27 protein-coding genes and 1 rRNA gene are annotated in these 23,801 nt (G+C 43.5%); 1 reads left to right on the top strand and 27 read right to left on the bottom strand.

The window, feature by feature from the left end:
* Positions 1-105 precede the first annotated feature (105 nt).
* The 16 genes from fin to metG all read right to left on the bottom strand — a co-directional run bounded on the left by fin (position 106) and on the right by metG (position 14,926).
* Positions 106-333, bottom strand: coding sequence for an anti-sigma-F factor Fin (gene fin / locus BMW59_RS19865; protein ID WP_093055823.1), 228 nt, complete (start codon positions 331-333; stop codon positions 106-108).
* A gap of 103 nt (positions 334-436) precedes the next feature.
* The gene (pth, locus tag BMW59_RS19860) at positions 437-997 is read right to left on the bottom strand and encodes an aminoacyl-tRNA hydrolase (protein ID WP_093055884.1); all 561 of its coding nucleotides are present in this window, start codon (positions 995-997) and stop codon (positions 437-439) included.
* Positions 998-1,179: 182 nt separating this feature from the next.
* The gene (locus BMW59_RS19855; protein WP_093055821.1) at positions 1,180-1,848 is read right to left on the bottom strand and encodes a 50S ribosomal protein L25/general stress protein Ctc; all 669 of its coding nucleotides are present in this window, start codon (positions 1,846-1,848) and stop codon (positions 1,180-1,182) included.
* Positions 1,849-2,009: 161 nt separating this feature from the next.
* A complete protein-coding gene (locus BMW59_RS19850) occupies positions 2,010-2,960 on the bottom strand; it encodes a ribose-phosphate diphosphokinase (RefSeq protein ID WP_093055818.1) in 951 nt (316 codons plus the stop codon).
* A gap of 28 nt (positions 2,961-2,988) precedes the next feature.
* Positions 2,989-4,350 (bottom strand): bifunctional UDP-N-acetylglucosamine diphosphorylase/glucosamine-1-phosphate N-acetyltransferase GlmU, encoded by a 1,362-nt coding sequence (glmU, locus tag BMW59_RS19845; protein ID WP_093055815.1) that lies wholly within the window; start codon positions 4,348-4,350, stop codon positions 2,989-2,991.
* A gap of 234 nt (positions 4,351-4,584) precedes the next feature.
* Positions 4,585-4,875 carry a septation regulator SpoVG gene (spoVG, locus tag BMW59_RS19840; RefSeq protein ID WP_093055813.1) on the bottom strand — a complete coding sequence of 97 codons (291 nt, stop codon included), beginning with the start codon at positions 4,873-4,875 and terminating at the stop codon, positions 4,585-4,587.
* Between the two features lie 194 nt (positions 4,876-5,069).
* Positions 5,070-5,894, bottom strand: coding sequence for a pur operon repressor (gene purR, locus BMW59_RS19835; protein WP_093055811.1), 825 nt, complete (start codon positions 5,892-5,894; stop codon positions 5,070-5,072).
* Positions 5,895-5,972: 78 nt separating this feature from the next.
* Complete coding sequence (gene ispE, locus BMW59_RS19830; protein ID WP_093055809.1) at positions 5,973-6,836, bottom strand: 4-(cytidine 5'-diphospho)-2-C-methyl-D-erythritol kinase; 864 nt, start codon at positions 6,834-6,836, stop codon at positions 5,973-5,975.
* A 178-nt stretch (positions 6,837-7,014) separates the two neighbouring features.
* The gene (locus BMW59_RS19825; protein WP_093055807.1) at positions 7,015-7,185 is read right to left on the bottom strand and encodes a small, acid-soluble spore protein, alpha/beta type; all 171 of its coding nucleotides are present in this window, start codon (positions 7,183-7,185) and stop codon (positions 7,015-7,017) included.
* A 244-nt stretch (positions 7,186-7,429) separates the two neighbouring features.
* On the bottom strand, positions 7,430-7,684 hold the full coding sequence (locus tag BMW59_RS19820) for a Veg family protein (protein ID WP_093055805.1): 255 nt from the start codon (positions 7,682-7,684) through the stop codon (positions 7,430-7,432).
* A gap of 158 nt (positions 7,685-7,842) precedes the next feature.
* Positions 7,843-8,721: a sporulation peptidase YabG gene (gene yabG / locus BMW59_RS19815; protein WP_093055803.1), complete on the bottom strand. Its 879-nt coding sequence runs from the start codon at positions 8,719-8,721 to the stop codon at positions 7,843-7,845.
* 100 nt (positions 8,722-8,821) lie between these two features.
* On the bottom strand, positions 8,822-9,706 hold the full coding sequence (gene rsmA, locus BMW59_RS19810; RefSeq protein WP_093055801.1) for a 16S rRNA (adenine(1518)-N(6)/adenine(1519)-N(6))-dimethyltransferase RsmA: 885 nt from the start codon (positions 9,704-9,706) through the stop codon (positions 8,822-8,824).
* Positions 9,707-10,288, bottom strand: a complete 582-nt coding sequence (gene rnmV / locus BMW59_RS19805; protein WP_093055882.1) for a ribonuclease M5 — start codon at positions 10,286-10,288, stop codon at positions 9,707-9,709.
* 207 nt (positions 10,289-10,495) lie between these two features.
* The gene (locus tag BMW59_RS19800) at positions 10,496-11,806 is read right to left on the bottom strand and encodes a resuscitation-promoting factor (RefSeq protein ID WP_093055799.1); all 1,311 of its coding nucleotides are present in this window, start codon (positions 11,804-11,806) and stop codon (positions 10,496-10,498) included.
* A 284-nt stretch (positions 11,807-12,090) separates the two neighbouring features.
* Positions 12,091-12,858 carry a TatD family hydrolase gene (locus tag BMW59_RS19795; protein ID WP_093055797.1) on the bottom strand — a complete coding sequence of 256 codons (768 nt, stop codon included), beginning with the start codon at positions 12,856-12,858 and terminating at the stop codon, positions 12,091-12,093.
* Between the two features lie 70 nt (positions 12,859-12,928).
* Positions 12,929-14,926 carry a methionine--tRNA ligase gene (metG, locus tag BMW59_RS19790; protein WP_093055795.1) on the bottom strand — a complete coding sequence of 666 codons (1,998 nt, stop codon included), beginning with the start codon at positions 14,924-14,926 and terminating at the stop codon, positions 12,929-12,931.
* A gap of 854 nt (positions 14,927-15,780) precedes the next feature.
* Between metG and BMW59_RS19785 the strand changes: the two genes are divergently transcribed.
* A complete protein-coding gene (locus BMW59_RS19785; protein ID WP_093055793.1) occupies positions 15,781-16,068 on the top strand; it encodes a transition state genes transcriptional regulator AbrB in 288 nt (95 codons plus the stop codon).
* A gap of 53 nt (positions 16,069-16,121) precedes the next feature.
* On the opposite strand, the gene rsmI is transcribed toward BMW59_RS19785, so the two are convergent.
* From rsmI to rrf, 11 genes are all read right to left on the bottom strand, one after another.
* Entirely contained in the window at positions 16,122-17,018 is an 897-nt protein-coding gene (gene rsmI, locus BMW59_RS19780; RefSeq protein ID WP_093055791.1) for a 16S rRNA (cytidine(1402)-2'-O)-methyltransferase, read from the bottom strand.
* The gene (locus BMW59_RS19775) at positions 16,987-17,283 is read right to left on the bottom strand and encodes a GIY-YIG nuclease family protein (protein ID WP_093055789.1); all 297 of its coding nucleotides are present in this window, start codon (positions 17,281-17,283) and stop codon (positions 16,987-16,989) included. Before BMW59_RS19775 ends, rsmI begins: the two co-directional genes overlap by 32 nt.
* Positions 17,276-18,013: a tRNA1(Val) (adenine(37)-N6)-methyltransferase gene (locus BMW59_RS19770; RefSeq protein ID WP_093055787.1), complete on the bottom strand. Its 738-nt coding sequence runs from the start codon at positions 18,011-18,013 to the stop codon at positions 17,276-17,278. The genes BMW59_RS19775 and BMW59_RS19770 overlap by 8 nt, the downstream gene beginning before the upstream one ends.
* Before the next feature lie 105 nt (positions 18,014-18,118).
* A complete protein-coding gene (yabA, locus tag BMW59_RS19765; RefSeq protein WP_093055785.1) occupies positions 18,119-18,487 on the bottom strand; it encodes a DNA replication initiation control protein YabA in 369 nt (122 codons plus the stop codon).
* Between the two features lie 15 nt (positions 18,488-18,502).
* The gene (locus BMW59_RS19760) at positions 18,503-19,330 is read right to left on the bottom strand and encodes a PSP1 domain-containing protein (protein WP_093055783.1); all 828 of its coding nucleotides are present in this window, start codon (positions 19,328-19,330) and stop codon (positions 18,503-18,505) included.
* A 1-nt stretch (position 19,331) separates the two neighbouring features.
* Positions 19,332-20,321, bottom strand: a complete 990-nt coding sequence (holB, locus tag BMW59_RS19755; RefSeq protein WP_093055781.1) for a DNA polymerase III subunit delta' — start codon at positions 20,319-20,321, stop codon at positions 19,332-19,334.
* A 36-nt stretch (positions 20,322-20,357) separates the two neighbouring features.
* The gene (locus tag BMW59_RS19750; protein WP_093055779.1) at positions 20,358-20,687 is read right to left on the bottom strand and encodes a cyclic-di-AMP receptor; all 330 of its coding nucleotides are present in this window, start codon (positions 20,685-20,687) and stop codon (positions 20,358-20,360) included.
* A gap of 70 nt (positions 20,688-20,757) precedes the next feature.
* Positions 20,758-21,390 carry a dTMP kinase gene (tmk, locus tag BMW59_RS19745; RefSeq protein WP_093055777.1) on the bottom strand — a complete coding sequence of 211 codons (633 nt, stop codon included), beginning with the start codon at positions 21,388-21,390 and terminating at the stop codon, positions 20,758-20,760.
* 13 nt (positions 21,391-21,403) lie between these two features.
* Complete coding sequence (locus BMW59_RS19740; RefSeq protein ID WP_143051265.1) at positions 21,404-22,858, bottom strand: aminotransferase class I/II-fold pyridoxal phosphate-dependent enzyme; 1,455 nt, start codon at positions 22,856-22,858, stop codon at positions 21,404-21,406.
* Positions 22,859-22,945: 87 nt separating this feature from the next.
* Positions 22,946-23,173: a sigma factor G inhibitor Gin gene (locus tag BMW59_RS19735; protein WP_230895882.1), complete on the bottom strand. Its 228-nt coding sequence runs from the start codon at positions 23,171-23,173 to the stop codon at positions 22,946-22,948.
* Between the two features lie 554 nt (positions 23,174-23,727).
* Positions 23,728-23,801, bottom strand: a 5S ribosomal RNA gene (gene rrf / locus BMW59_RS22465); the annotation flags it as partial.

Raw genomic sequence — 23,801 nt, 5'->3', positions numbered from 1 at the left:
AGGATATAATTAATCTTATTTTAATAATACTTAAACATGTATCTCATTCAGAAATAGTAGAAAAACGCTTTGGCCTTAAAAGCCAAAGCTTGTTAATCTGTTTAGTTATTGAATAAACGTGTCCTGCTCGTGATAGTCAGGAAACTTCGCCAGTGCCTGCTCACATTCTTCGCATATACTGCGGATGTATACATTTCCTCGCTTATCATATTCTATCATTTCCTGTTCGTCCTGTTCTGATAATTGCTCAAGTCCTAGTTGCCGCCTGTCTATATCTACATCCAGGTCGCCAATTTTCTGCCGGCAATGCCTGCAATAGTAATGAAATGCCATCATGATCCTCCTTATTAAACACCGTTCATTAGTCACTAGTATGAACAACCTTCAGAGACGGTATTCAATAAGAGTCCGGTCACTGCGGCAGGCGCCTTGACTCCTACTGGTTATACTCATTCATCACTTTTACAAAATCAGTCTCCGTCCAGGCTTCTGCTGCCAGGGCTGCTTTTTCAACCGCATCATCTATTTCCTGCCTTTCCTTTGGAGGAAATGTTCCGAGGACATAGTCAGGGACAGCTACTCCAGGTTCAGGCCTCCCGATTCCTATACGGATACGATTAAATTTGTCTGAGCCTAAATGCTGAATGATTGATTTCATCCCGTTATGCCCGCCATGACTGCCTTTTTGCCTTAATCGGATTTTACCGGGAGGAAGGTCTAAGTCATCGTAAATAACAAGTAAATCTTCAGGCTTCAATTTAAAGTAATTCATAAGCGGCACAATTGATTCTCCGGATAAATTCATAAACGTAAGAGGTTTCAAAAGAAAAGTTTTCTCTTCTCCGGCTCTAGTAAAACCGTAGGCTCCTTTAAATTTAGCCTGATCAAGCTCTATATTAAGCCTCTTCTGACACTTATCAATTACTTCAAAACCTACATTATGGCGCGTCCTTTCGTACTTCTTCCCCGGGTTTCCCAGTCCTGCGATGAGCTTCATCTGTCCATTCTCTCCTTCTGGTTCTTCAGCTCTTCTCTGGAAAAGCTTTTTAAAAAACATATTGTTCTCTCCTTATACCGGCTGCTTTTATTATACTGGAATGTTAAGGAAAAGTTAACTGACCTTTTCGGTTATTTAAATCGTTAAAAGGGTATAACCTGAGTGGTTATACCCCTGCACCCTTATTCTTCTTTTTCTAACGCTTTTTCTTCATCTGAACCGCTCTTCTCAGGTTCCGCATCAGGATCCCCGTCTACAAGTTCAGGTGCTTCCCCATCTTCTGTCATTGGCTCTTCTGGCTCCTCATCCGGTGGAGTCACAGAGACTACAACTTCTTCAGGGTCATTATTAAATTCAAACTTAGCACCTGCTTTTAGATCTTTAACAAGAAGTGCATCATTTACATCAAGGTCTGTTACCTCCACTTCGATAGAGTCCGGAAGATCTCTTGGAAGGGCCCTTACAGAAAGTTCATAAACAGCCTGCTGGAGAACACCGCCGTCTTGTACGCCTTTAGATTCACCTGTAACCTGGACAGGCACATCTGCGTCCATTTCGGATTTCATATCAGCTGCATAAAAGTCGATATGGATGTATTGGTTCTTCATTGCATCATATTGGAGATCATAAATCATAACGTCTGTTTTCTGGCCATCTATTTCCAGGTGGAAAACACCTGTTTTTCCTTGTTCCCGAAGTGTTTTAATAAAAGCCACTTCTTCCACTGAAACTGGTTTATTTCCAAACTCTTTACCGTATACAACGGCTGGTATGTTTCCTTCATTACGGATTTTTGCTAATCTCGAACCTCTCAGATCTTCTCGTACTGCTGCTTGTAAAACTGTAGCCATATTGAATCACCTCATCATTTTTTAGGTTCTTTCTATGGTTTTCCCCACATTCTTTTAATTAAAACCTATAATTTTCACAGAATTTAAATGAAGGCCCCTTTAAAACCATCTAACGACCTGGTTAAAACAGCTTTGTCAGACTTACATGCGGCTTACCTGAGTTAATCAAACAGGCGGCTGACTGAACGTTGTTCATGTACATGGACAATCGCTTTAGCCAATAACGGGGCTACCGAGAGCTGTGTAATATTATCGATCATCTTTTCCTCAGGCAGTGGAATTGTGTTAGTTACCACAAGCTCTTTAATTTTTGAATTTTGGATGCGCTCGATTGCCGGACCTGACAACACCGGATGAGTACTGCAGGCATAAACTTCTTTTGCCCCGTTCTCTATCATAGCATTTGCAGCTAAAGTCATTGTTCCGGCTGTGTCAATGATATCATCAATGATGATTGCTGTTTTCCCCTCAATGTTACCCACTATATTCATGACTTCCGCCATGTTAGGTTTCGGACGGCGTTTGTCAATAATAGCAATAGGAGCTTTTAAACGATCGGCCATTTTTCGGGCTCGTACCACTCCGCCGTGGTCTGGAGAAACGATAACAATATCTCCTAAGTCTTTCTCTTCGAAATAGTTGGCTAAAATCGGCACTCCCACTAGCTGGTCCACAGGAATATCAAAGAAGCCTTGAATCTGTGTCGCATGGAGGTCTAATGAAATTACTCTTGTAGCGCCTGCTGTCTCAAGAAGATTTGCTACAAGTTTTGCTGTAATAGGTTCACGTGAACGGGCTTTCCTGTCCTGCCGGGCATATCCGTAGTATGGAAGCACCACATTAATATTGTTGGCGGACGCACGCTTTAGGGCATCAATCATAATGAGCAGTTCCATAATGTGCTCATTAGCCGGTGAAGACGTTGACTGAATAACGAAAATATCGCATCCTCGAATACTTTCTTCAATATTAATCTGAATTTCCCCATCACTGAAACGGGTAACGGAGCTCTTTCCCATTTCCACTCCAATTTCTTTTGTAATTTCATAAGCCAACTCAGGGTTGGAATTTAACGTGAACACCTTTAGATTATCATCTTTATACTGAGCCATCGTTTAAACCTCCATATTGTTTACTTTCTTACTTCTTGTCGATATAGCCTTCTTTAGTAACCTGCCGCTCACGGGCAATTGCGAGAGAGTCTGCTGGAACGTTGTCCGTGATGGTGGAACCTGCTGCAATATACGAGCCTTTGCCTACTGTAACAGGTGCAATCAAATTTGAATTGCATCCTATAAAAGCCCCATCCTCAATTTTTGTCAGGTATTTATTTTTTCCGTCGTAGTTTACAGTAATTGATCCGCAGCCGACGTTCACTCCGTCACCGATCTGTGCATCTCCGAGATAACTCAAGTGAGAGGCTTTACTTCCTTCTCCCATAGATATCTTCTTTAACTCCACAAAGTTGCCGACGCGGACTTTATCAGCTAATTCTGTTTGCGGACGAAGGTGGGAGAAAGGTCCGATTGAAACAGCTGAGCCTACCTCGCTTAAGTTTACGACTGATTGTTGGACAGTGGTCCCATTCCCGATCCTGCTCTCTGTAATTTCTGTGTGCGGGCCAATATTACACCTTTCGCCGATTATAGAGTTTCCTGAGATAACCGTGCCCGGTAAAACAGTCGTATCTTTTCCTATTTCTGCATCAGCAGATATATAGGTATTTTCCGGATCCATAATCGATACGCCTTCGCGCATCCATTTCTCATTAATCCGCTTTTTCATCCATTTTTCAGCCTGGCTTAAAGCAACACGATCGTTGACTCCCATCGTTTCATTGAAGTCCTCCGTCTGGTAAGCAGCTACTGTTTCCCCGTCTTTTTGCAATATTTCAATGACGTCAGGTAAGTAATACTCGCCTTGAACATTATCGTTCCCTACACGTTTTAATGCTTTAAAAAGAGATTCATTATCAAAACAATAAGTGCCGGTGTTTATTTCTTTTACTTGTTTCTCTTCGTCTGTTGCATCTTTATGTTCAACTATTTTGTTCACAGCCTGGTTTCCGTCTCTCAGGACTCTGCCGTAACCGGAAGGGTTTTCCGCATGGGCAGTCAGGATGGTGGCTTTTGCTTGTTTTTCCTCATGGTGCTTAAATAAAGCATGCATCGTGTCTTTCGTAAGTAAAGGAGTGTCTCCGCAAACGACGATTGTCGTTCCGTTTTCATTTGCCAAAGCCTCTTCGGCTTTCATCACCGCATGGCCAGTCCCCAGCTGCTCTTCCTGCAATGCATATTGGGTGCGTTCTCCCAAGTGCTCTTTAACTTTTTCGGCCCCATGGCCGACAATAGTCACCGTTTTATCGATCTCACATTGTGTGAGCTGGTCCACTATATGCTCAACCATCGGCTTTCCACATACAGGGTGAAGCACCTTATAAAGGTCTGATTTCATTCTTGTACCTTTTCCTGCAGCTAATACCACTGCAAATCTCTTATTCATTGCATAACCTCCAGGCCTGATTTTCCATTATGAATATATCTTATATTGCCGTTCTTTTCAAGGTTAGGGAGATAGAAAAACGTGGAACTGAAGCACTTTTAACACAGTCCCTTTGTTTGGAGGCTCCTGGAAAGGGGGCTCCGTCTGTCAGGGAATAAAAAATACGCCTTTTCTCAAGGCGTATGCAGAAGTAACTTTGGTCTCGTTATGACTACGTCATTATCTATCTTAGAATCAGGATGCCCCAGCTTCTTCAAACTCCTCTTCCTTCTCTCCGACACGATCATACTCTTCCAGTACTGCTGTCTGAATTTTTTCCCTGGTTTTAGAGGAAATTGGATGAGCAATGTCCCTGAACTCCCCGTCCGGCGTCCGTTTACTTGGCATTGCTACAAACATACCATTATTGCCGTCGATGACCCGAATGTCATGCACGACAAATTCATCATCGATGGTAATAGATGCGATTGCTAGCATACGACCTTCCGTATTAACCCGGCGAAGTCTCACATCTGTTACTTCCATATCTGCCACCACCCTTTTCACATGATATTGTTATCTGTTAACGGTTTCTATGCAAATTGGAATTATCCTTCTTTTTTGATTAAAAAACCCTGAAAATGTTAGCGCTTTATCTTTCATTGTTAAAAAATGTTCAAAGTGTGACTTAAAGGGGTCAGACCCCCCATTAATTTCCATAACAAAACACCTGACAAAAATCAGGTGTTTTGTTGAAAAATGTTTCCCCGTTCCACTTGGATCTTTTTATTTTTTACGTCAACATGCGAAAGCTTAGTCAGAGAAGTATAATCGCTCACCAGCTTTTCTTCTTCGTGGACAGCTTCGGTCAGGACTCCTACCCCTGCCACTGTGGACTGAAACTCCTGCACTAAGTCCTTCATCCCGCGTATGGTGCCTCCAGCCTTCATAAAATCATCAATTATGAGAACATTTGAATGAGGTTTTAAACTGCGCCGGGCGAGAGACATTGTCTGAATGGTTTTTTTAGAGCCGGAAACATAGTTGATGCTGACAATAGACCCTTCAGTGATCCGCTGTTCATGCCGTACAATACTAACGGGAACATGAAGATGAGCTGCTACGGAATAGGCAAGGGGGATCCCTTTAGTTGCCATCGTCATAACGGCATCCACCTTATCCCGCCGGTAATAGGAAGCAAATATTCTTCCAAGTTCCTGCGTTAATGCAGGGTCGCCGATAATATCCATCATATATAAATAGCCGCCGGGTAAAAGCCTGTCCGGGTCCTCCAGCTTGTCGCACAGCTCGTCAATCAGGTGCTCTGCTGCTTTCATATCCACCGTAGGGATGAACGTGACTCCGCCTGATGCCCCTGCTGAAGTTTCCACACTGCCCAGGCGCCTTGATCTCAAAATCTCATTAACTATACCGAGGTCTTCACTGATTGACGATTTCGCCGACTGATACCTTTCAGAAAAAAAAGTCAATGGTATGAGCTGATGAGGATGGGCTAATAAGTATTGAGTCATGTCGACCAAGCGGCCGCTTCTTCTGTATTTCATAAGCCACCTCCTTAAAATCCGAATATTCTACAGACAATATACCACTATCATACGGATTTAACAAGGAGGCATTCAGCCTTATTCATGCCTGTGTCCTAAAAGACGAACAACAAAGACCCCGTCCATAAAGCCTTTCAATCCATTATACAGCCGGTATGCTTTGGATTCGGTCTTGGCGAGGGAAAACACAGTCGGTCCGCTTCCGCTCATGACAGTCCCTTCTGCTCCGAATTGAATGAGGCGCTGTTTAATCTTTTTGACCTCAGGGGCAAGCTCAAACGTTGCAGGCTCCATCACGTTTTCAAGGTTATTGCATATTTCCTTGAAATTTTTTGTTTCAATTGCCTGAATCATCGCTTCAGTATCAGGATGATTCATTTGATCCAGATTCAGCCGCTGATATATATCTTTAGTAGAGACGCCTGCAGGCGGCTTAGCCAGAACTACCCAGCAGGGCGGAGGAGATGATATAAACGTTAAATCCTCTCCTCTGCCTCTCGCTACTGCCGTTCCTCCAAAAACGCAAAACGGGACATCTGAGCCTATTTCAAGGCCTATGTCTGCCAGCTCTTCAAGTGACAGACCTAATGACCACATGTCATTTAGTCCGCGAAGTACGGCAGCAGCATCTGTGCTGCCTCCTGCCAAACCCGCTGATACCGGAATGTGTTTATCTATATAAATCGAAACTCCGCCTTTTACGGGATAACGGTCTTTTAGTAATCTCGCGGCCTGGTATGCCAGGTTATTCTTATTTGCGGGCACATGGCCTTTATTTACTTCAACCCGGATCTCATCCTCTGCCAAAAGGGTCAAATGAATGCGGTCTGCCAGATCTACGGTAGTCATTACCATTTCCACATCATGGTAACCATCGTCTCTTTTTCTCAATACATCAAGTGTTAAATTTATTTTTGCCGGTGCTTTAACCACCTTATGCATGTCATCACCTGCTTCTTCAGTTCCAATCTCCCGTTATTTTACCATTTGTGCACAATCCGTACTACCTTTTCATTACAAAAGAGAATGCAGGGCAGTTTTTTCCTCATTTTTAACAGACCTGCAAAATAAAAAGACCAGAGTTGATCCTCTGGCCTTTTGCCGCAATTGGAATTGTTGTTTAACTTTTCGAACGTTGCTGAGCCATTTCTATGGCCCGCTTAACCATGTTTCCGGCGTCTCTTGACTTAATACCGCCCCAGCCTTCCCGCTGAACCGTATCATAAAAGCCCAGTTCTTTTGCCAGTTCCTCTTTAAATTCTTCTGACATAACGCCTCTGCGTCTGCCCATTTCGCAACATCTCCTTTTTTGTTTGCGGCCTTAATAGGTTGCCCAGCATCATAAAATTGACTGTAGCAATAATTGGCGCTTTTTACAGAGATCCTGCACTTGGGCTTTTTGCTAATCACCTGCACAAAAAAGAAGCCTTGCAAGGCTTCTTTTTTGTAAAAAATGTCACGATGACCCAAAAAAAAATCTAAACTGCCACCTTCTTTTCAGTTAAATTACTTTTTGAGTAACCGCCTGTATAAACTCAGGCTTCGTCTGCCAGTTCCTCAGGCATCGTCAGCTTGACTGTTTCAGTTAGAACATCTGTGTAACTGTAAGACAGTCTCTCCACAGAATTTTCGCCTTGGTCCAGTTTAACAGTGAAGACTGCCGGATAGATCCCTTCAAGGAGCCCTGAGCGCTCGATCATTTTCTTTCGTCCGCCATTTGCTTGAATCGTTACTTTCTTTCCTACGTTAGCTTCGAGTAAATGTTTAATTTCCATTAATGTTTTCGCCATCCACCACACCTCACTTAGAGAAAAGCATACCACAGAGATGGACAACTGTCAAGCAAAACTAAAATTATAACAATGCTTCCCATCAGTGTCAACACATTTCTCATTATTTTTCACATTTCTTAGGATGACCTGATTTCAGCAAAATATGTGAACGTCAATTATTCTTCTTCTTCGTTTTTCGGAGAGAAAAATGGCGCCCCCCGTCTAAGTAATCCAAAGGTCTCAAGACCTCCCAATCCCTTTTCACCTGAAAGGGTCGTTTTCAAGATGTCCCACATTCCGACTCTTTCTGTAAAAGGCGTTAAACTGACTTTAGATACAACGTAGACCGGATCAAGCGCATGAATATTAACTCTTTCAGGAGAACTTGCAAAATTGGCGCCGGCCTTTAGGATTGTCTGAAAATGTGACTGGCACGCTCCTGCAAAAATCATTAAGTGATCCATATAGGGCACGACTTTCCGTGCTTCACGCACAGCTTCAGCAAAGTATTTAGAATTTCTGTAAGCTTTAATATCCGTTTTATCTCCTCTTGATTTCATATAAGCATCATGTCCGGTAATAACTAATAAATCCGGCCGGACCATTTCCACTAAAGAAGCCACCTGTTCAGGCATCTTTTTCTCAGGCAAATGTACCCCGTAAACAGGCACTCCAAGCTGATCGTAGACTGACGTGCACTTTTTCAAATACAGCTGATCACCGTCAAGATGAAGCACTCTCCCCGGCACTTCAAAATAGGCGTTTTTTTTTGTGTACCCGGAGGTCATTTCGTACTCATTCTGCTCACGCGTCAGCTTCCGGTCCTGCCTGAAAAGCTGGTAACAGCTTTCTTCTTTGATTTGCTGCTTTTTCCTTCTTTCCTTTCGTTCTTCTTCTTTAATTAGTACAAGATCACCTAATGGGGCATCTGCCAACAGTCTTTCGTCTTCACCGTGAAGCTCAGCCACATCGCCTTGAATGCTATGAACACGGAAGAGTACATCACAGTTGTATGATGCTCTGCCTACAATTTGACCCACTTTGAACTCTGCCATTAAAAAACGCCTCCTTCATAAGCTAACATATGCAAGGAAGCGTACAGGTGCCACCGGTGGACACCAGGCGATTTATAGAAAGTTCTTTTTTCAGTTTCTGTTAATTATGAGTGTTTAACCTTTCATTGAAATGATTAGCAAGGCTTGCAAATTCTTTAATAGAGAGAGATTCTGCCCGCCTTTTCGGATCAATATCCAAACTTTCAAGAGCAGACTGGACAGTATGTTTGTCTAACTCGTCTTTAAAAAATTTTGAAAGGTTATTCAGCAATGTTTTCCTTCTCTGCACAAAAGCTGCCTGAACAAGCTTAAAAAAGAAAGTTTCATCACTCACATCGACTGGTGGTTTAGTCCTGCGTGTAAGCCTGAGAATAGCAGAATCAACGTTAGGCTGAGGTACAAAAACAGTTTTAGGCACTGTAAAAACCGTTTCCGCCTCAGCGTAATACTGTGCAGCTATAGATAACGAGCCGTAGCTCTTAGATCCCGGTTCAGCCGCGATCCTTTCTGCCACCTCTTTTTGAAGCATAACAACTATAACCCTGACAGGCAGCTTTTCCTCCAGCAGTTTCATCAATATCGGAGTGGTGACATAATAAGGAAGATTAGCTACGACTGCCACATCTTGTCCTTTACTGAAAAATTGCCCGATTTCTTTATGCAAATCTGCTTTTAGCACATCTTCATTTACAATTTTGACATGGGGGTAAGGCGCTAACGTTTCCTTAAGGATCGGAATGAGCCGCTGGTCTATCTCAAACGCAAGCACCCGTTCAGCCGTTTTAGCTGACTGTTCTGTCAATGCCCCGATCCCAGGGCCTATTTCGATAACTCCTGATTCCCCGGTTAAATCAGCGGCTTTTACAATATTGTTTAAGATATTCGGATCGATAAGAAAGTTTTGGCCAAGGCTCTTTTTAAAAGAAAACCCGTATTTTTCAAGAATTTCCTTCGTCCGTTTTGGTGTAGCAATATCTTTATGCATTTAATCCTGCAGCTCCTTTTCCACCTTTGAAAGTGCGTTGTTAAAATCGTCATATGAGATCCGGAATTGCTTTAGGCGCTTATAAAGCTGCTTTCCATTCGTATAGCCAATGTGCAGTTCTTTCCCAAGCAGCTCCCGCTTCGTTTTTGAAAGCGGTCCGGCTATGAGTCCGGCTCTCTGCAAGTCAGATGGAGAAATTTCTTTATGGCCGGAGGGAACCTCTTTTTCGGAAAAAGAGGGTTTAACCGCCATCAGAGCAGCGGTAAGTTCTATTCTTCCTGCATGTTCAATTCCAATTTTCCCCTTACGGCTGTCTGATGCCGATTCCTTATTCACAAACGCATGTTTACATCCCGGCACGTCCCGGTCAATGGTTTTACGGATTTTTTCGCCCGGATAATCAGGGTCGGTAAAAACGATAACTCCTCTTTTTTTAAGAGCAAGCCTGATTTTTTCAATAGTCGATTCGGAAAGCGCCGATCCATTTGTCTCAATTGTATCGCAATCGAACCAGCTTTTAAGAGTATTGGTGTCATTTTTCCCTTCCACGACAATCATTTCATAAATCTTTTTACGTTCCATGCAGTCATCCTTTCTTTCCCGTCTCCTCCATTTGTTTAACCGTTCTTGAAAATAAATGCTGTGATCCCCGCCTCTGTGCCGGCTGTCAGGCATTTATATTAATAATATTATATTTTTCTTATACTTAAATCCTTAAACAGAGTTAAAATTTCTTAAAGTATAAAAAACACAGAGAGAATCCTCCCTCTGTGCCTCTATCATATCATATCAGTCCAATACCCGGACTTGTACATTTCGCCGTCCGAAAGACTTAACTTTATTGGAGTCAGGGATAAATATGTCGATTTTTTTCCCTTTAATTGCGCCCCCGGTATCTCCTGCAATGTACGTGCCGTAACCTTTCACTTCCACACGGGACCCCAGTGGAATGACAGCAGGGTCTACAGCAATAACATTGGCATCAGGATTGGCTTTTAAATCAATCCCTGTAGCAGTGACCCCTGAGCATCCTGTACAGGAGGCCGTGTAGGCAGTAGCAGTATATGTTTCCCAGTTTCCTCCCGAAGAAGAACTAGAATTACCAGATGACCCGGACCGGTTCGATGAGCCGGAAGAGTTTGAGGAATTTGAAGAACCTGATGAACTGGCCCCGGAGGACGATTCGGATGAGGATGAGCCGGCAGAGGAAGATCCCCGCGACACACTCTCAGTCTGTTTTTTTGTACCTACCGCGACGATACGGTCTTCACTTTCCTTAACAACTTCTTCATTAATGAGTTTTCTTGAGACCTCCTCGCCATCTTCTAGAACCACCTCATAACGCTTTTCTATTTTGCCTTTTTTTCCTTGCTGCTTTACTTCCTCATTTCCTTGCTGCAAGGATGAATCATTTCTTGTAACGGTAGCATAATCAACTGTTTCTTCTACAACATCGGTGACTTTTTCTACCCTGATGACCTTAATTTCTGCTTCTTCCCGGAGCTCTTCTTCTGTTTCCGGCTCCACGCGGTCCATTTCACCTAAGGTAATATTTTCATTTTCTAAAAAGTCAGCGACAGTTGTCGAAGTAGACCAGACAGTTTCCTTTTCTCCATCACTAATAACAGTCACCTGAAAAGCAGGTTTAAAAATTACCTGCATCCCTTCGTTCACTTGTTTATCCAGTTCCGGATGAATATAATCGTGTTCATCCACCGTTATGTATAAGTCATCCATCAGCTCGCCTACTGTAGCCGCGGTTGTCCATACAGACCGCTCTTCCTCTTCAAGGTTCACCTCAACTCTCTGAGCCGGTTTATAAACGATCGTCATTGCTTCCGAAATAACTGTCTCTTCTGATGGTTCAATATAATCATGGTTTGTTGTATCAATGTCCTGTTCTTCCAGCACTTCGCCGACAGTTGATGCATGCGTGTAAACAGCCAGCAACTCTTCATCGGCTTTTACGGTGACTTCGGCCTTTGTCAATTCGTAAACGGCTAAAATCAAAATACCTGTCAATGCCAGAAGCCCAACGCTGGATACGGCCAGCTTTCGCCATGTAAAACGGGCGTAAAGCTGCTTCATCCAATGGCTCATAAAAGAACCCCTCCTTATCGAAAACGAATTATACTCCGCCCCTTCTAACTTGTCAATATAAGTATTGTGAACATTTTCCTAGTCCTGACAGTTTCTTTAGTCCCTCCTGTGACCGCGAAAAATGAAACGTTAAAAAAAACTATATTTTATAAGGACAGGGGCTTCAAGCCTTTTTTTTCGACAGAGGCTCTTTCTGGAATAAAGTACCTTCCAAATTAATAATAATAAAAGCGAATGAGGACAAGTTCTGCTATCATTCGCCACATGAATAACCCCGGATTTTGTCAGGAAATACCGAAAAGTTTTTTGGCATTTTCAGTTGTTTGATTTGCTACTTCTTCAAACTCAACCTCTTTCAGTTCCGCAATTTTTTCGGCCACCAGTTTCACATACGAGGGTTCGTTTCTTTTCCCTCTGTAAGGATGAGGAGCCAGGAAAGGGGCGTCTGTTTCAACGAGAAGCCGGTTTAAAGGGACTTCTTTAGCTACTTCTTTCGGCAGCTTTGCATTTTTAAATGTTACCGGCCCGCCAAAAGAGATGTAAAAATTCATTTCCAGGCATTGTTTAGCCATCTTTACATCTCCCTGAAAGCAGTGCATAATACCTCCTGCTTCTTCAGCATTCTCTTCTTTCAATATATCCACAATATCCTCGTGAGCTTCCCGGTCGTGGATAATGAGCGGCATGTTTAACTTTTTCGCAAGCCTGATCTGTTTCCTGAAAGCTTCCTGCTGTATATCTTTTGGAGACTTGTCCCAGTAGTAATCAAGCCCTGTTTCCCCTATAGCCACAACTTTTGGATGGTCTGACAATTCTTCGATCCAGGCTAAATAGTCGTCGGTTAAATCTACCGCATCCACAGGGTGCCAGCCCACTGCTGCGTATAAAAAGTCGTAGGTTTCTATTAATTTCAGAGCTTTATTTATTGTTTTCTCATCAAACCCGACCACGACCATGTGTTCCACGCCCTTTTCACGGGCACGTTTAATCACTTCTTCTGCATCGTCTTCAAACTGGTCGGCATTTAAATGAACATGGGTATCAAACAGCACGTTTTTTGTACCTCCTTTGCAAATAAGCGCCTTTCCTTTATCGTACCGGAAAGGCGCATGTTATTTTGAATTATTTCACTTGCGATCCATTCGGCAAATTCTCAGCTACCGTGGCAAGAGTAAGATCGTTATCGTGAGACCCGGCCAGAATCATTCCTTGCGATAATTCACCGCGCAGTTTGACAGGCTTTAAATTGGTGACACAAATAACTTTTTGGCCAACGAGGTCATCCGGTTCGTAGTATTTAGCAATGCCTGAGACCACCTGGCGCTTTTCATAACCTAAATCAAGCTGGATCTTTAAAAGTTTATCCGCTTTTTTCACTTTTTCCGCACGGATCACTTCTGCTACCCTGAGATCGACTTTAGAGAAATCATCAATTGTGATTTCCTCGACCTCAGGTGCTTCAGCCTCCTGTTTTTCCTTGCTGTCCTCTTCAGTAACAGGCGTGCCGCCCATCATTTTGACAATACTTGTTACTTCCTCTTTCACATCAAGACGAGGAAAGAGAGGCTCACCTTTGGTAATCACTTTTGTTCCTCCAGGAATCTGCCCGAATGTCCTGAGTGAACGCCATGACGTTAAGTCGTCAGTAATACCCAGCTGTCCCCATATTTTAACTGGTGTTTCTGTTAAGAACGGCTGAAGCATAATTGAGATCTGCCGGAGTGATTCTGCAAGGTGGTGCATGACAGAACCAAGCTGGTCTTTTGCCTCTTCATCTTTAGCTAAAATCCAGGGCTGAGTTTCATCGATGTATTTATTTGTTCGGCTGATTAACTGGCCAATTGCCGTGAGCGCAACGGAAAACTCCATATCCTCCATAGCCTGCTCGACTTTAATAACTGTCGCTTCCACCAGATCAACGAGCGATTCATCAAAGGAAGTGGCGTCTTTGATATAGTTTGGAATTTCCCCGTCAAAGTATTTATTAATCATAGCAACGGTACGGTTTAGCAAGTTGCCTAAATCATTGGCCAGGTCGTAGTTTACACGGTCAACAAACCCTTCCGGAGTAAATACGCCGTCGGAGCCGAAAGGCACTTCCCTAAGGAGATAGTAACGTAAAGCATCCAGCCCGTAACGGTCAATTAACGGAACGGGATCTACCACATTCCCTTTGGATTTGGACATTTTGCCGTCTTTCATTAGCAGCCATCCGTGGCCAAAAACTTTTTTAGGAAGAGGCAGATCTAAAGCCATCAGCATAATAGGCCAGTAGATCGTATGGAAACGGACAATTTCTTTTCCGACCAGATGGACGTCCGCAGGCCAGTATGTCTCGTAATTGGCATCGTTATCCGTCCCGTAGCCGAGAGAGGTTATATAGTTGGATAGTGCGTCAATCCATACATAAACGACGTGTTTAGGATCTTTGTTTACCTTAACCCCCCAGTCGAATGACGTACGGGACACGGCAAGATCCTCCAGTCCAGGTTTAATAAAATTGTTAATCATCTCGTTTTTCCGGGATTCCGGCTGGATAAATTCAGGATTCTCCTCATAATATTTGAGCAGACGGTCGGAATACTTGCTCATTCTGAAAAAGTAAGACTTTTCCCTTACCCATTCAACAGGATGTCCGCTGTCGGGGCTTTTCCCGCCAATTATGTTTCCATCATTATCGTATTCTTTATCCTCAAGCTGAAGGCCGGTATAGAATGTTTCATCAGAGATAGAATACCAGCCTTCATATTCGCCAAGATAAATGTCTCCCTGTTCAAGGAGCTGGTCAAATATTTTAGCTACAACTTTTTTATGACGGTCTTCTGTCGTCCGGATAAAGTCATCATATGAAATATCAAGTTTTTCCCATAATTGCTGAATATCCTTAACGATACCGTCCACAAAATGCTGAGGGCTGACCCCTTTTTCCTTTGCTTTTTGTTCAATTTTCTGCCCGTGCTCATCGGTCCCCGTTAAATACCTGACGTTGTATCCCCTCAGGCGCTTATACCTGGCCATTGCGTCACCGGCCACGGTTGTATAAGCATGACCAATGTGGAGCTTGTCACTTGGATAATAAATCGGTGTCGTAATATAAAACGTGTTAGTGTCTTTTGCCATTTTTTATCCTCCTTATTGAAAATGATGTACGGGCGGTTCCTTCATAAAAGAAAATAAAAAACTCCCGTCCTCACTTGGGACGAGAGTTAACCTCACGTGGTACCACCCAGATTTGTCCACAGGATCATTCCTGTAAACCTCTAAGTACTGCACGGCTTTAAAAAACATTGCAGTATCCTGTCTAACGTGCAGCGCCGTGCTTCCCTTACCTTTGCCTTGCCATCCCGCATTAAGGCTCGAAAAGCAGTTCCTCTCAGGACCATATTCAAAAGTTCAGCTTATACCGGCTTTCACCTGCCCCGGCTCTCTGTTCATAAACCTCTCTTTTTACTCATCCCGTCATTGGAATCACGATTATTCATTTAAAACCAGTTATTCCTCTTCTTTCAGAATATACATAAGGATGCAGGGACTGTCAAGGCTTCAGCCTGGCGAATCACCGCTCTTAATTTTCAAAAAATTTCCTTAATTACTGTTACATTATTGGTTGAAAAGGGTATTAGTATTCATAATAGTATATTTTTATTTGAGGAAATCTTTAAGGGAAGGGGGAGAGCCTGGCAGAATACCTCTCATTTTTTTGTCGCCTGTTGTCGAAAAATGTTTTAAGCTGTTGGTTTTTTATTACTTTTTCTCAGTCTTTCAGTCGATGGTTACATTTACCAACAACGCTTTATATCCCGCCACAGACGTTTAGAAAACTCCCATTTTCTAAATGCTTTGAATTTAAACATTTTTTAATTGACTTCTTTTGGAAGACTTGGTATTCTGAGTTTACAAGAATTTTGTCGAAAAATGACACAGAGACATACGAGTTTGTCGGACAAAATTTAAGAGATGAGAGGAGAAATATCATGAAATCTACTGGTATCGTAAGAAAAGTTGATGAACTTGGCCGCGTGGTAATTCCGATTGAACTGCGCAGAACTTTAGACATCGCAGAGAAAGACGCGCTTGAAATTTATGTTGACGATGACCGCATCGTCCTTAAAAAGTATAAGCCTAACATGACCTGTCAAGTAACAGGGGAAGTTTCAGATGACAACTTATCCCTTGCTGAAGGTAAAATTATCTTAAGCCCGATGGGCGCCAAAGAAATTGTAAGAGAGCTTGAAAGCTACATTCAAAAACAAGAAAAATAATATTAAAGACTTCCTCCAGCAGTTCGCTGGAGGAAGTCTTTTTTTGACCAGTTTTAGTTGTTTTCTACATGGTATGCCTGATAAACCTCACGTTTAGGCATGTCCCTGTCCAAAGCAGTCAGTTTGATAGCCTGTTTTGAGGTTTCACCTTTTTGGATATATGAAGTCACATGCTCTTTTAAAGTAAGCGTCTCCCACCAAGGGGCTCCGGCTGCCGCTTCCCTTTCTCTTTCTGATGCTCCTTCAACGACCACGACGCATTCCCCTTTAACTCCCTCTTTCTCAATATATTCTTTAAGGGCTTCCAGATCTCCCCTTAAAATCGTTTCAAACTGCTTAGTTAATTCACGGCATAGCACAGCCTGGCGGTTACCGAAACTGTCTAGAAGTGCAGACACCATCTCTTTAAGCCTGTGGGGGGCTTCGTAAAATATCAATGTAGAAGGAGAGGCCTGCCATTGTTCAAGCTCCTTTTTTCTTGTCTTTTTATTGCGGTCAAGAAATCCGGCAAACGTAAAACTGTCCGTCGGAAGACCAGCACCAACAAGTGCGGTAACTGCTGCATTGGCTCCCGGAAGTGAAATAACAGGCAGCCCTTCCTCAGTCATCCGTTTAACAATATCTGCTCCCGGATCTGAAATAGCGGGCATTCCTGCGTCACTGACCAGTGCAACCATTTCTCCGCTTTTCACCCGGTTTACAAGTTCCTCTTCACGTTCCCGTTTATTGTGCTCATGATAGCTTATAAGAGACGTTGTAATTTCAAAGGCGTGACACAGTTTTTTAGTATGCCTCGTATCTTCAGCAGCTATGATATCTGCCTTTTTTAATGTGTCTACCGCGCGAAATGTCATGTCCTGCAAATTACCGATCGGTGTAGGCACAAGATAAAGCGCCCCTGTCTCCTCTTCCTGATCTTTAGGGTAGCTCCGTTGTTCCTTTATCTTCATACTTCTCCCTCCTCCATTTACAAATGATTGCTTCTTTTTCCTTCCGCGTCATCCGTTTAATTTCCCGTTCCCTTTTCAAAGCGTCCCCTTTATAGTCAAGTTTTTGCTCATATACAAGGGTGAAGGGGCCCCGTCCTCTCGTGTATTTCGCTCCTTTCCCATTTTCATGGGCATTGAGCCGCCGCTGGACATCTGTGGTATAGCCTGTGTAATAGGTGGCATCTTTACAACGGAGAATATACACATAATGATTCTTCTCACTCATAATGTTCTTTAAACTCCCCTGTATATGTATTGTCCTCTCCGTATACAATCCACGGAGGCATTGTCTTAATTCCGGGCTTTCCTTCCCTGACAGCTTCCACAAGGACGATATTCGCTTCCCTGTCACTTTTAGGGTGCACATATTGGATTCGTTTCGGCTCCAGCCGGTACTTTATCATGGTTCCAAAAATATCCGGGAGCCTTTCAGGACGATGGACGATAGCTACACGGCCTTTCTGTTTAACAAGCCTGGAAGACACCCTGATCACATCATCCAGTGTACACGCAATTTCATGGCGGGCGAGCGACAGGTGATTATTCACGTTCTTTCCTTTTTCGGCTGTTACCGGAAAATAAGGGGGGTTACATGTGACGGTATCATAGCTTTCCCACCTCACAAGCCCGTCCAGTTCCAGTATGTCAGCTTCCATTACCCTGATCTGGTCAGCCAGGTTATTTTCATGCACAGACTTTTCCGCCAGTGAGACTAAAACCGGCTGAATTTCTACCGCTTCAATAAATGTCCGGGTTCTCTGGGACATAATGAGGGGCACAGCACCGGTGCCTGTACAAAGATCCATAATTTTTCCTTCACCGGACTTAGGAAGCTGTGCAAACTTTCCGAGAAGGACAGCATCCATTGAGTATGAAAAAATATCAGGCCGCTGATAAATCGCTCTTTCCCATCCCGGGAGGTAGTCAAGCCTTTCTATTCTTTCTCTCTTCGTCATCTGGGCCTGCTCCTTTCAAAAGAGTAATTGTGGTTTTTATTCCTTTTGCCCCGTTAGTAATTATAAAAAAAGCCTTTCCGTCTGGCGGAAAGGCTTAGCCGGTCCTTATTTTTTGTGGAGAAACGACAGGCAAAAGAGGCAGTCGCCTTCTTTTCGGATGCTTCCATAATGTAAATTGCAAATATGGAAGCCTTCTTCGTAAAGCCGGGCGAGATTATCGTAGCCTTCCCCGAATCCGGGCTGAATTCTGTCTTTCGTTTTAGAACCGCCTGCAGCTTCCTTCGAATTTTCCTCTTCTGTTTCTTCCGCTTCTCTCATGAGCCGTTCGCGTAAATGCTCGTTTTCCATTTGCAAGTGGGTATTTTCCTCCAAAAGCAGAGCCAGCTGATCCTTGAGTTCCCCCAGCTCGTGGTGAAGCCCGCCGATCCGCTCTTCCATTTGACTTACGCGAGTAAATATTTCGTTTTTATTCACGATTCCCACACCTCATTATTTCGTGGATTCCGTGGCGATCGCTCCTTCTTCCAGAAGCTCATCCAATGTGTATTCAACCACTTGCCCTGATTCAAAAATCTCTATTTGAACCAGCCTCTCCAACATGTTTAAGCCGACAACTTTTCCTTTTCCAAGGCTTGTTTCCATTTTTTCATTTAAATCCGGCAATTCTTTTTTGGCTGTCTCATACATATCATTTTCATATTTCAGACAGCACATCAGCCGGCCGCAGAGACCTGAAATCTTTGTTGGATTTAAAGATAAGTTCTGGTCTTTTGCCATCTTAATTGAGACAGGTTCAAAGTCTCCCAGAAAAGTGGAACAGCATAGCATTCTGCCGCAAGGGCCTATGCCTCCAAGCATTTTAGCTTCGTCACGGACACCAATCTGCCTTAATTCAATCCGTGTTCTGAAAACAGAGGCAAGATCTTTAACAAGCTCACGGAAATCAATCCGTCCGTCTGCCGTGAAATAAAACAGCACTTTATTCCTGTCAAACGTATATTCAGCGTCCACCAGTTTCATTTCCAGATTATGTTCCGAAATTTTGGCGAGACATACCTCAAATGCTTTCTGTGATTCTTTTTTGTTTTCTTCGACAATAAGCTTGTCTTTGTCAGTGGCTAGACGAAGGACATTTTTAAGCGGTAAAACGACATCCTGTTCGTCAACTTCCTTCACACCGATAACTACTTTGCCGAATTCTACCCCGCGGGCTGTCTCCACTATGACATAATCATCAAGCTTTATATCAAATTCACCTGGGGAAAAATAATAAATTTTCCCGGCTTTTTTAAATCGGACACCTACCACCTGATGCACGTTATCCCTCCTGTAACCGAAGAAGCAATTGCTCCATTAATAGCTGGGGAGCGGTATTTGCATCCAATCGACGCTTCGCATCCATTATTGCCTGGAGGTTGTTTCCCAGCTTTTCTTGCGACAGTTTCAGGGCATGGTCCTGAAGCTTGTCCTCTTGATCTATATAAACGATCTGATCCGTCTGGTCTACTTGCATCCGGATCACATCCCGGTACCACAGCATTAGTAAATCTATACCCAGCTGTACCTCTGTTTTTTCCTTAAAAAAAGGAAGCCACTCTTCCTGCAGGGTAATGAATGCATACCTTGGACGCATTGAAAGGTCATCAATTAATTGTATCACTTTGTTTCTGGCTTGTGCAATCCAATCCTCCTGGCAAAGCTGGAGTGCTTCTTCCAGATCATTGGTCATTTTGGAGACGGTCCGCGCATATTTCTCGTGAATGCCATGCTCTGTCAACTTTTTAATCAGCAGGTCTGCCGGCAGAGGTGCAAACTGCAGTACTTGCGACCGGGATATAATTGTTTTTAATATTTTATGAATCTGTACAGTTAAAAGGACGGCCAGTGCCTCTCCATCAGGCTCTTCCAAAAACTTAAGCAGACTGTTGGCAGCAGCGTCGGTCATTTTCTCCGCATCTTGAACAATATAAAACTTCTTATGGGATTCAACTCCCCTTAAGCTGAATTCTTTTTTTAAATTCCTGATTTGTTCAACTTTAATAGAAGCTCCGTCGGTCTGAATGATATGAACATCTGGATGATTTCCTGACTCAATCCTTTTGCATTCCCGGCAGGTTTGACATGGTTCTGCGCCCTGTCTTTGAGCGCAGAAAAATGTTTTTGCGAGAAGCAAAGCTGCTTCTTTTTTTCCAGTACCCCGGCCGCCCGTAAATAAATAAGCATGAGCCAGACGGTTCTTTTCAACACTGTTGGTAAGCATCTTGACTATGGCTGGCTGAGTTTGCTCCAGCTGTTCCCAATTTCTCATAACTATAACTCCTCGGTTTTCACTATGATGCCCTGTCTAAAACTTCTCAAACTGTTCAACCGGCAGAATAAAGACTGTCGCTCCGCCCACCTGCACTTCCACAGGATATGGCACATAGGAATCAGCATTGCCTCCCATTGGCGAAATCGGCGCTACGAGCTGCTCTCTTGACTGGCAGTTATCCTTTATAATCTCAAGCACCTGCTCCACTTCTTTATCTTTGACCCCGATCATGAATGTCGTGTTGCCCGCTTTTAAAAAACCGCCTGTACTGGCCAGTTTTGTTGCCTGAAAGTCCCTTTCTACAAGAGCATCGGACAAACGGTTGCTGTCTTTATCCTGAACTACTGCCATGATGAGTTTCACTATTATCGGGCCTCCTCGTATGGAACCTTTTATATATAATATTATAACAAGAAAAATTCGTTCTTACGTTCTATTTGTTCTTCAGAAACCCGCTGATTTCCTGCCAGGCCCGGCGAGTTACCTCCTCTAAACTGTCAGAAGCATCAATCGTGTGAATTCTTTCAGGAGCCTTTTTCTGTAATTCGAGATAAGCTTCCCGCACCTGATAATGAAAAACTAACGATTCACGGTCAAGCCGGTTGTATTCTCTGCCTTTATGTTCAGCAATTCTCGCAAGCCCTTTTTCCGGCTCAATATCAAAGTATAGAGTGAGATCAGGCAACATTCCTTCCGTGGCAAACAGGTTTAAATTAAGGACTTCCTCTACACCAATTCCTCTCGCTACCCCCTGATACACAAGGCTGCTGTCAACAAACCGGTCACAGAGTACAATTCCACCTTTATTTAAATAAGGAATCACAGTTTCAGCAAGGTGCTGCCTCCGGGCAGCTGCATAAAGAAGTGCTTCGGTTCTTCTGTCCATCTCAGTGTGGGCAGGGTCAAGAATAATCTGCCGTATTTTTTCTGCTATAATGCTTCCTCCAGGTTCACGGGTAGCTATTACCTGACGTCCCTCTTCCTCAAGTTTCTGTTTTATTTTCTGAAGAACCGTTGTTTTTCCGGCCCCTTCTCCACCTTCAAACGTAATAAATATACCGCTCACTCGTCATTCTCCTCTATTGCAAAAATATTTTAATACCTTCTTCAATCCATTTTTTCCCTGTCTGAAATGAAGCCCCGGCATCCACCAGTTCAGCCAGCCTCGCCACATGAGTCCTTTCAATGCGTTCCCCTTTTAACACTAAAGGAATTCCTGGCGGATAAGGAGTAATAGTCTCTGCGGAAATAAATCCTTTACTGGCTGTCCAAGGCACAAGTGACGTTTCTCTGTTTCTCATCTCATCTATTGTATAAGCAAGTCCGGATATATTTTTTTCATGAAAAAAAGCAGTCTTCCGGCGTGTGTGGTATCGCTCGATATCGTCCTTATTTAAATGAAGCACCTCCTGGAAAAAACCGGGCCACCTTTCTCCAGACGGCAGTTCACTTGTTAACGGCAAGGTAAGCAGAAGGTGATATGGCGATACAAGTTCAGGAAAAACGTTGCTTTCTTCCATCCGGCGCTTCCATTTAAAAGGCACCCCCGCAAACCGAGTCACAAAAGCCAGCTTCAATGGATCCTGCACATAGTTTCCCAATTTCTGGGGGGTCTGACCCCAACAAGAACCTCGCCCTACTTCCTCCTTAAACTGAGCAACCCGTGCAGTTATATGCCTCCAGTCCGAATCTGTAAATGATGCCAGGTAAGCCCTTGCTGTATCCAGTGAGGCCATCAGCGGATACGACGGACTGCTTGACTGCAGCATTCGCAGACAATACCGAAGCCTTTCCTCATTAACCCGGCTGCTGTTAACATGTATAAAAGAAGACATGGTCATAGCAGGCAACGACTTATGCGCGGAGTGTACTACCATATCAGCTCCTGCTTTAATGGCACTCTGCGGCCAGGATGCCCCCTTTTCATAAATAAGATGGGCGCCGTGCGCTTCATCCACACAAACCATTAAACCGGCTTTGTGCGCAGCTTGGACATGTTCTGATAGGGGTTGACCGTAACCTTCATACGTAGGGGAGGTCAGAAAAACCGCTTTTGCTTCAGGGAAGGCGGCTATCCCTTCTTTTAAAGTACGAAGAGAAACTCCCAGCACTGTTCCTGTCTCCTCATCTCCTTCAGGCTCCAGGAAGACCGGCTTTACTCCTGCCAGCTCAATTCCGTGGAAAACTGATTGATGACTGCTCCTCTGCACCAGGACAGTCTCTCCCCGTTCTGCAGCTGTCATCATCATTGCCAGATTTCCTGCCGTAGAACCGCCCACCAGAAAATTAGTCTTACGCACCCCGTACAATTCTGCGGCAAGCTGCTCTGCTTCTGCAATCACTCCATCTGCCTCATGCAGATCGTCCAGCCCCTCAATTTCAGTCTGGTCTATATGTAAAATGTCTTGAAACATTGTTTTCGCTTTTTCATAAAAAACCCGGCCATTTTTATGCCCTGGTACATGAAATGACTGCGGAGACTGTTCTGCATGTTTTTTTAACTGGTTAAATAGCGGGGTATCTTTCTGATTCATTATAGGCCTACTTTCCAAATCATAATCCTCCACCCATTATAACGAAACATGCGTTAATTTTCTTCCTAAATTAAAAAGAGAGACGGTTCATTTTTGAACCGGCCTCTCTTCTCCACCTTGCAAGTCAGGTTTTAGCATTTTTAAACGGTCAACATAAATGGCGTACCGGTGATCTCCTGTATCAGTGCGGACCATCTGTGCTTCGCATTCTTCACAAATAAATGTTCCAAGTACATATATTCCTTCTTTCTTTGCCTTGGAACAAATCAAGCAATCTTTTAATAAAGGCAACTCTTTATTCATAGCATAATTCACGCTTCTGCACCTCCCTTAACATTATGGCCCGATCTTCTATTCTTTAATCCTCGAACTCCATGAAAACACGTGCTTTACTATATGCCGCACATGTCGTCCGTGTTGTCAGTTATTTACACTTTCTCTAACTTACTCCGTTACTGTTTTCTATATAGTTATAAATATGTGAAAATGCCCTCTCTGTGCCTGAACCACCATAATTTTTAAAAAGAAAGATGGGATTCTTCCGGACTGATGGGTCTAAGAGCAAAAATTGGTGAGCTGGGAAGTGAATATTTAGTGGGCAATCTGGGATTTTTGGGGTTCTATCAGCGATTTTTGTGATCTATCAGCGATTTTTGTGGTCTATCAGCGAAATTAAGGAGCCTATCAGCGATTTTTGATTTCTATCGGCTAAAATCGATACTCAATCAGCGAAAACCACGATCTATCGGCGAAACGCCTGCCCAAAAGAAAAGTAATCAGCTTTTAGCGGGAATGGTTTAAGGTAATTAATCTTTCCCTTCTTTCCTCCACGCACAAAAAAAGACATCCTCTTCTGAGAATGCCTTTGAGCCCAGCGACGTCCTACTTTCACAGGGGGAGAGCCCCCAACTATCATCGGCGCTGGAGAGCTTAACTTCCGTGT

This window comes from Salipaludibacillus aurantiacus, assembly GCF_900111295.1.
GTDB lineage: Bacteria > Bacillota > Bacilli > Bacillales > Salisediminibacteriaceae > Salipaludibacillus > Salipaludibacillus aurantiacus.
Note: the sequence above shows the minus strand (reverse complement) of the source record. Positions and strands in the feature narration are given on the sequence as shown.

Coding starts and splice junctions, on each gene's coding strand:
- BMW59_RS19850 (WP_093055818.1), bottom strand. CDS start 2,960: ATGGCTCAGTATAAAGATGATAATCTAAAGGTGTTCACGTTAAATTCC.
- BMW59_RS19800 (WP_093055799.1), bottom strand. CDS start 11,806: ATGAGCCATTGGATGAAGCAGCTTTACGCCCGTTTTACATGGCGAAAG.
- yabG (WP_093055803.1), bottom strand. CDS start 8,721: ATGGCAGAGTTCAAAGTGGGTCAAATTGTAGGCAGAGCATCATACAAC.
- purR (WP_093055811.1), bottom strand. CDS start 5,894: ATGAAATACAGAAGAAGCGGCCGCTTGGTCGACATGACTCAATACTTA.
- BMW59_RS19820 (WP_093055805.1), bottom strand. CDS start 7,684: ATGGCGAAAACATTAATGGAAATTAAACATTTACTCGAAGCTAACGTA.
- BMW59_RS19855 (WP_093055821.1), bottom strand. CDS start 1,848: ATGGCTACAGTTTTACAAGCAGCAGTACGAGAAGATCTGAGAGGTTCG.
- rsmA (WP_093055801.1), bottom strand. CDS start 9,706: ATGCATAAAGATATTGCTACACCAAAACGGACGAAGGAAATTCTTGAA.
- fin (WP_093055823.1), bottom strand. CDS start 333: ATGGCATTTCATTACTATTGCAGGCATTGCCGGCAGAAAATTGGCGAC.
- metG (WP_093055795.1), bottom strand. CDS start 14,926: ATGGCAAAAGACACTAACACGTTTTATATTACGACACCGATTTATTAT.
- BMW59_RS19785 (WP_093055793.1), top strand. CDS start 15,781: ATGAAATCTACTGGTATCGTAAGAAAAGTTGATGAACTTGGCCGCGTG.
- pth (WP_093055884.1), bottom strand. CDS start 997: ATGAAGCTCATCGCAGGACTGGGAAACCCGGGGAAGAAGTACGAAAGG.
- BMW59_RS19775 (WP_093055789.1), bottom strand. CDS start 17,283: ATGAGTGAGAAGAATCATTATGTGTATATTCTCCGTTGTAAAGATGCC.
- rnmV (WP_093055882.1), bottom strand. CDS start 10,288: ATGGAACGTAAAAAGATTTATGAAATGATTGTCGTGGAAGGGAAAAAT.
- rsmI (WP_093055791.1), bottom strand. CDS start 17,018: ATGAAGATAAAGGAACAACGGAGCTACCCTAAAGATCAGGAAGAGGAG.
- BMW59_RS19770 (WP_093055787.1), bottom strand. CDS start 18,013: ATGACGAAGAGAGAAAGAATAGAAAGGCTTGACTACCTCCCGGGATGG.
- BMW59_RS19825 (WP_093055807.1), bottom strand. CDS start 7,185: ATGGGCAGACGCAGAGGCGTTATGTCAGAAGAATTTAAAGAGGAACTG.
- ispE (WP_093055809.1), bottom strand. CDS start 6,836: ATGCATAAGGTGGTTAAAGCACCGGCAAAAATAAATTTAACACTTGAT.
- spoVG (WP_093055813.1), bottom strand. CDS start 4,875: ATGGAAGTAACAGATGTGAGACTTCGCCGGGTTAATACGGAAGGTCGT.
- glmU (WP_093055815.1), bottom strand. CDS start 4,350: ATGAATAAGAGATTTGCAGTGGTATTAGCTGCAGGAAAAGGTACAAGA.
- holB (WP_093055781.1), bottom strand. CDS start 20,321: ATGAGAAATTGGGAACAGCTGGAGCAAACTCAGCCAGCCATAGTCAAG.
- BMW59_RS19740 (WP_143051265.1), bottom strand. CDS start 22,858: ATGAATCAGAAAGATACCCCGCTATTTAACCAGTTAAAAAAACATGCA.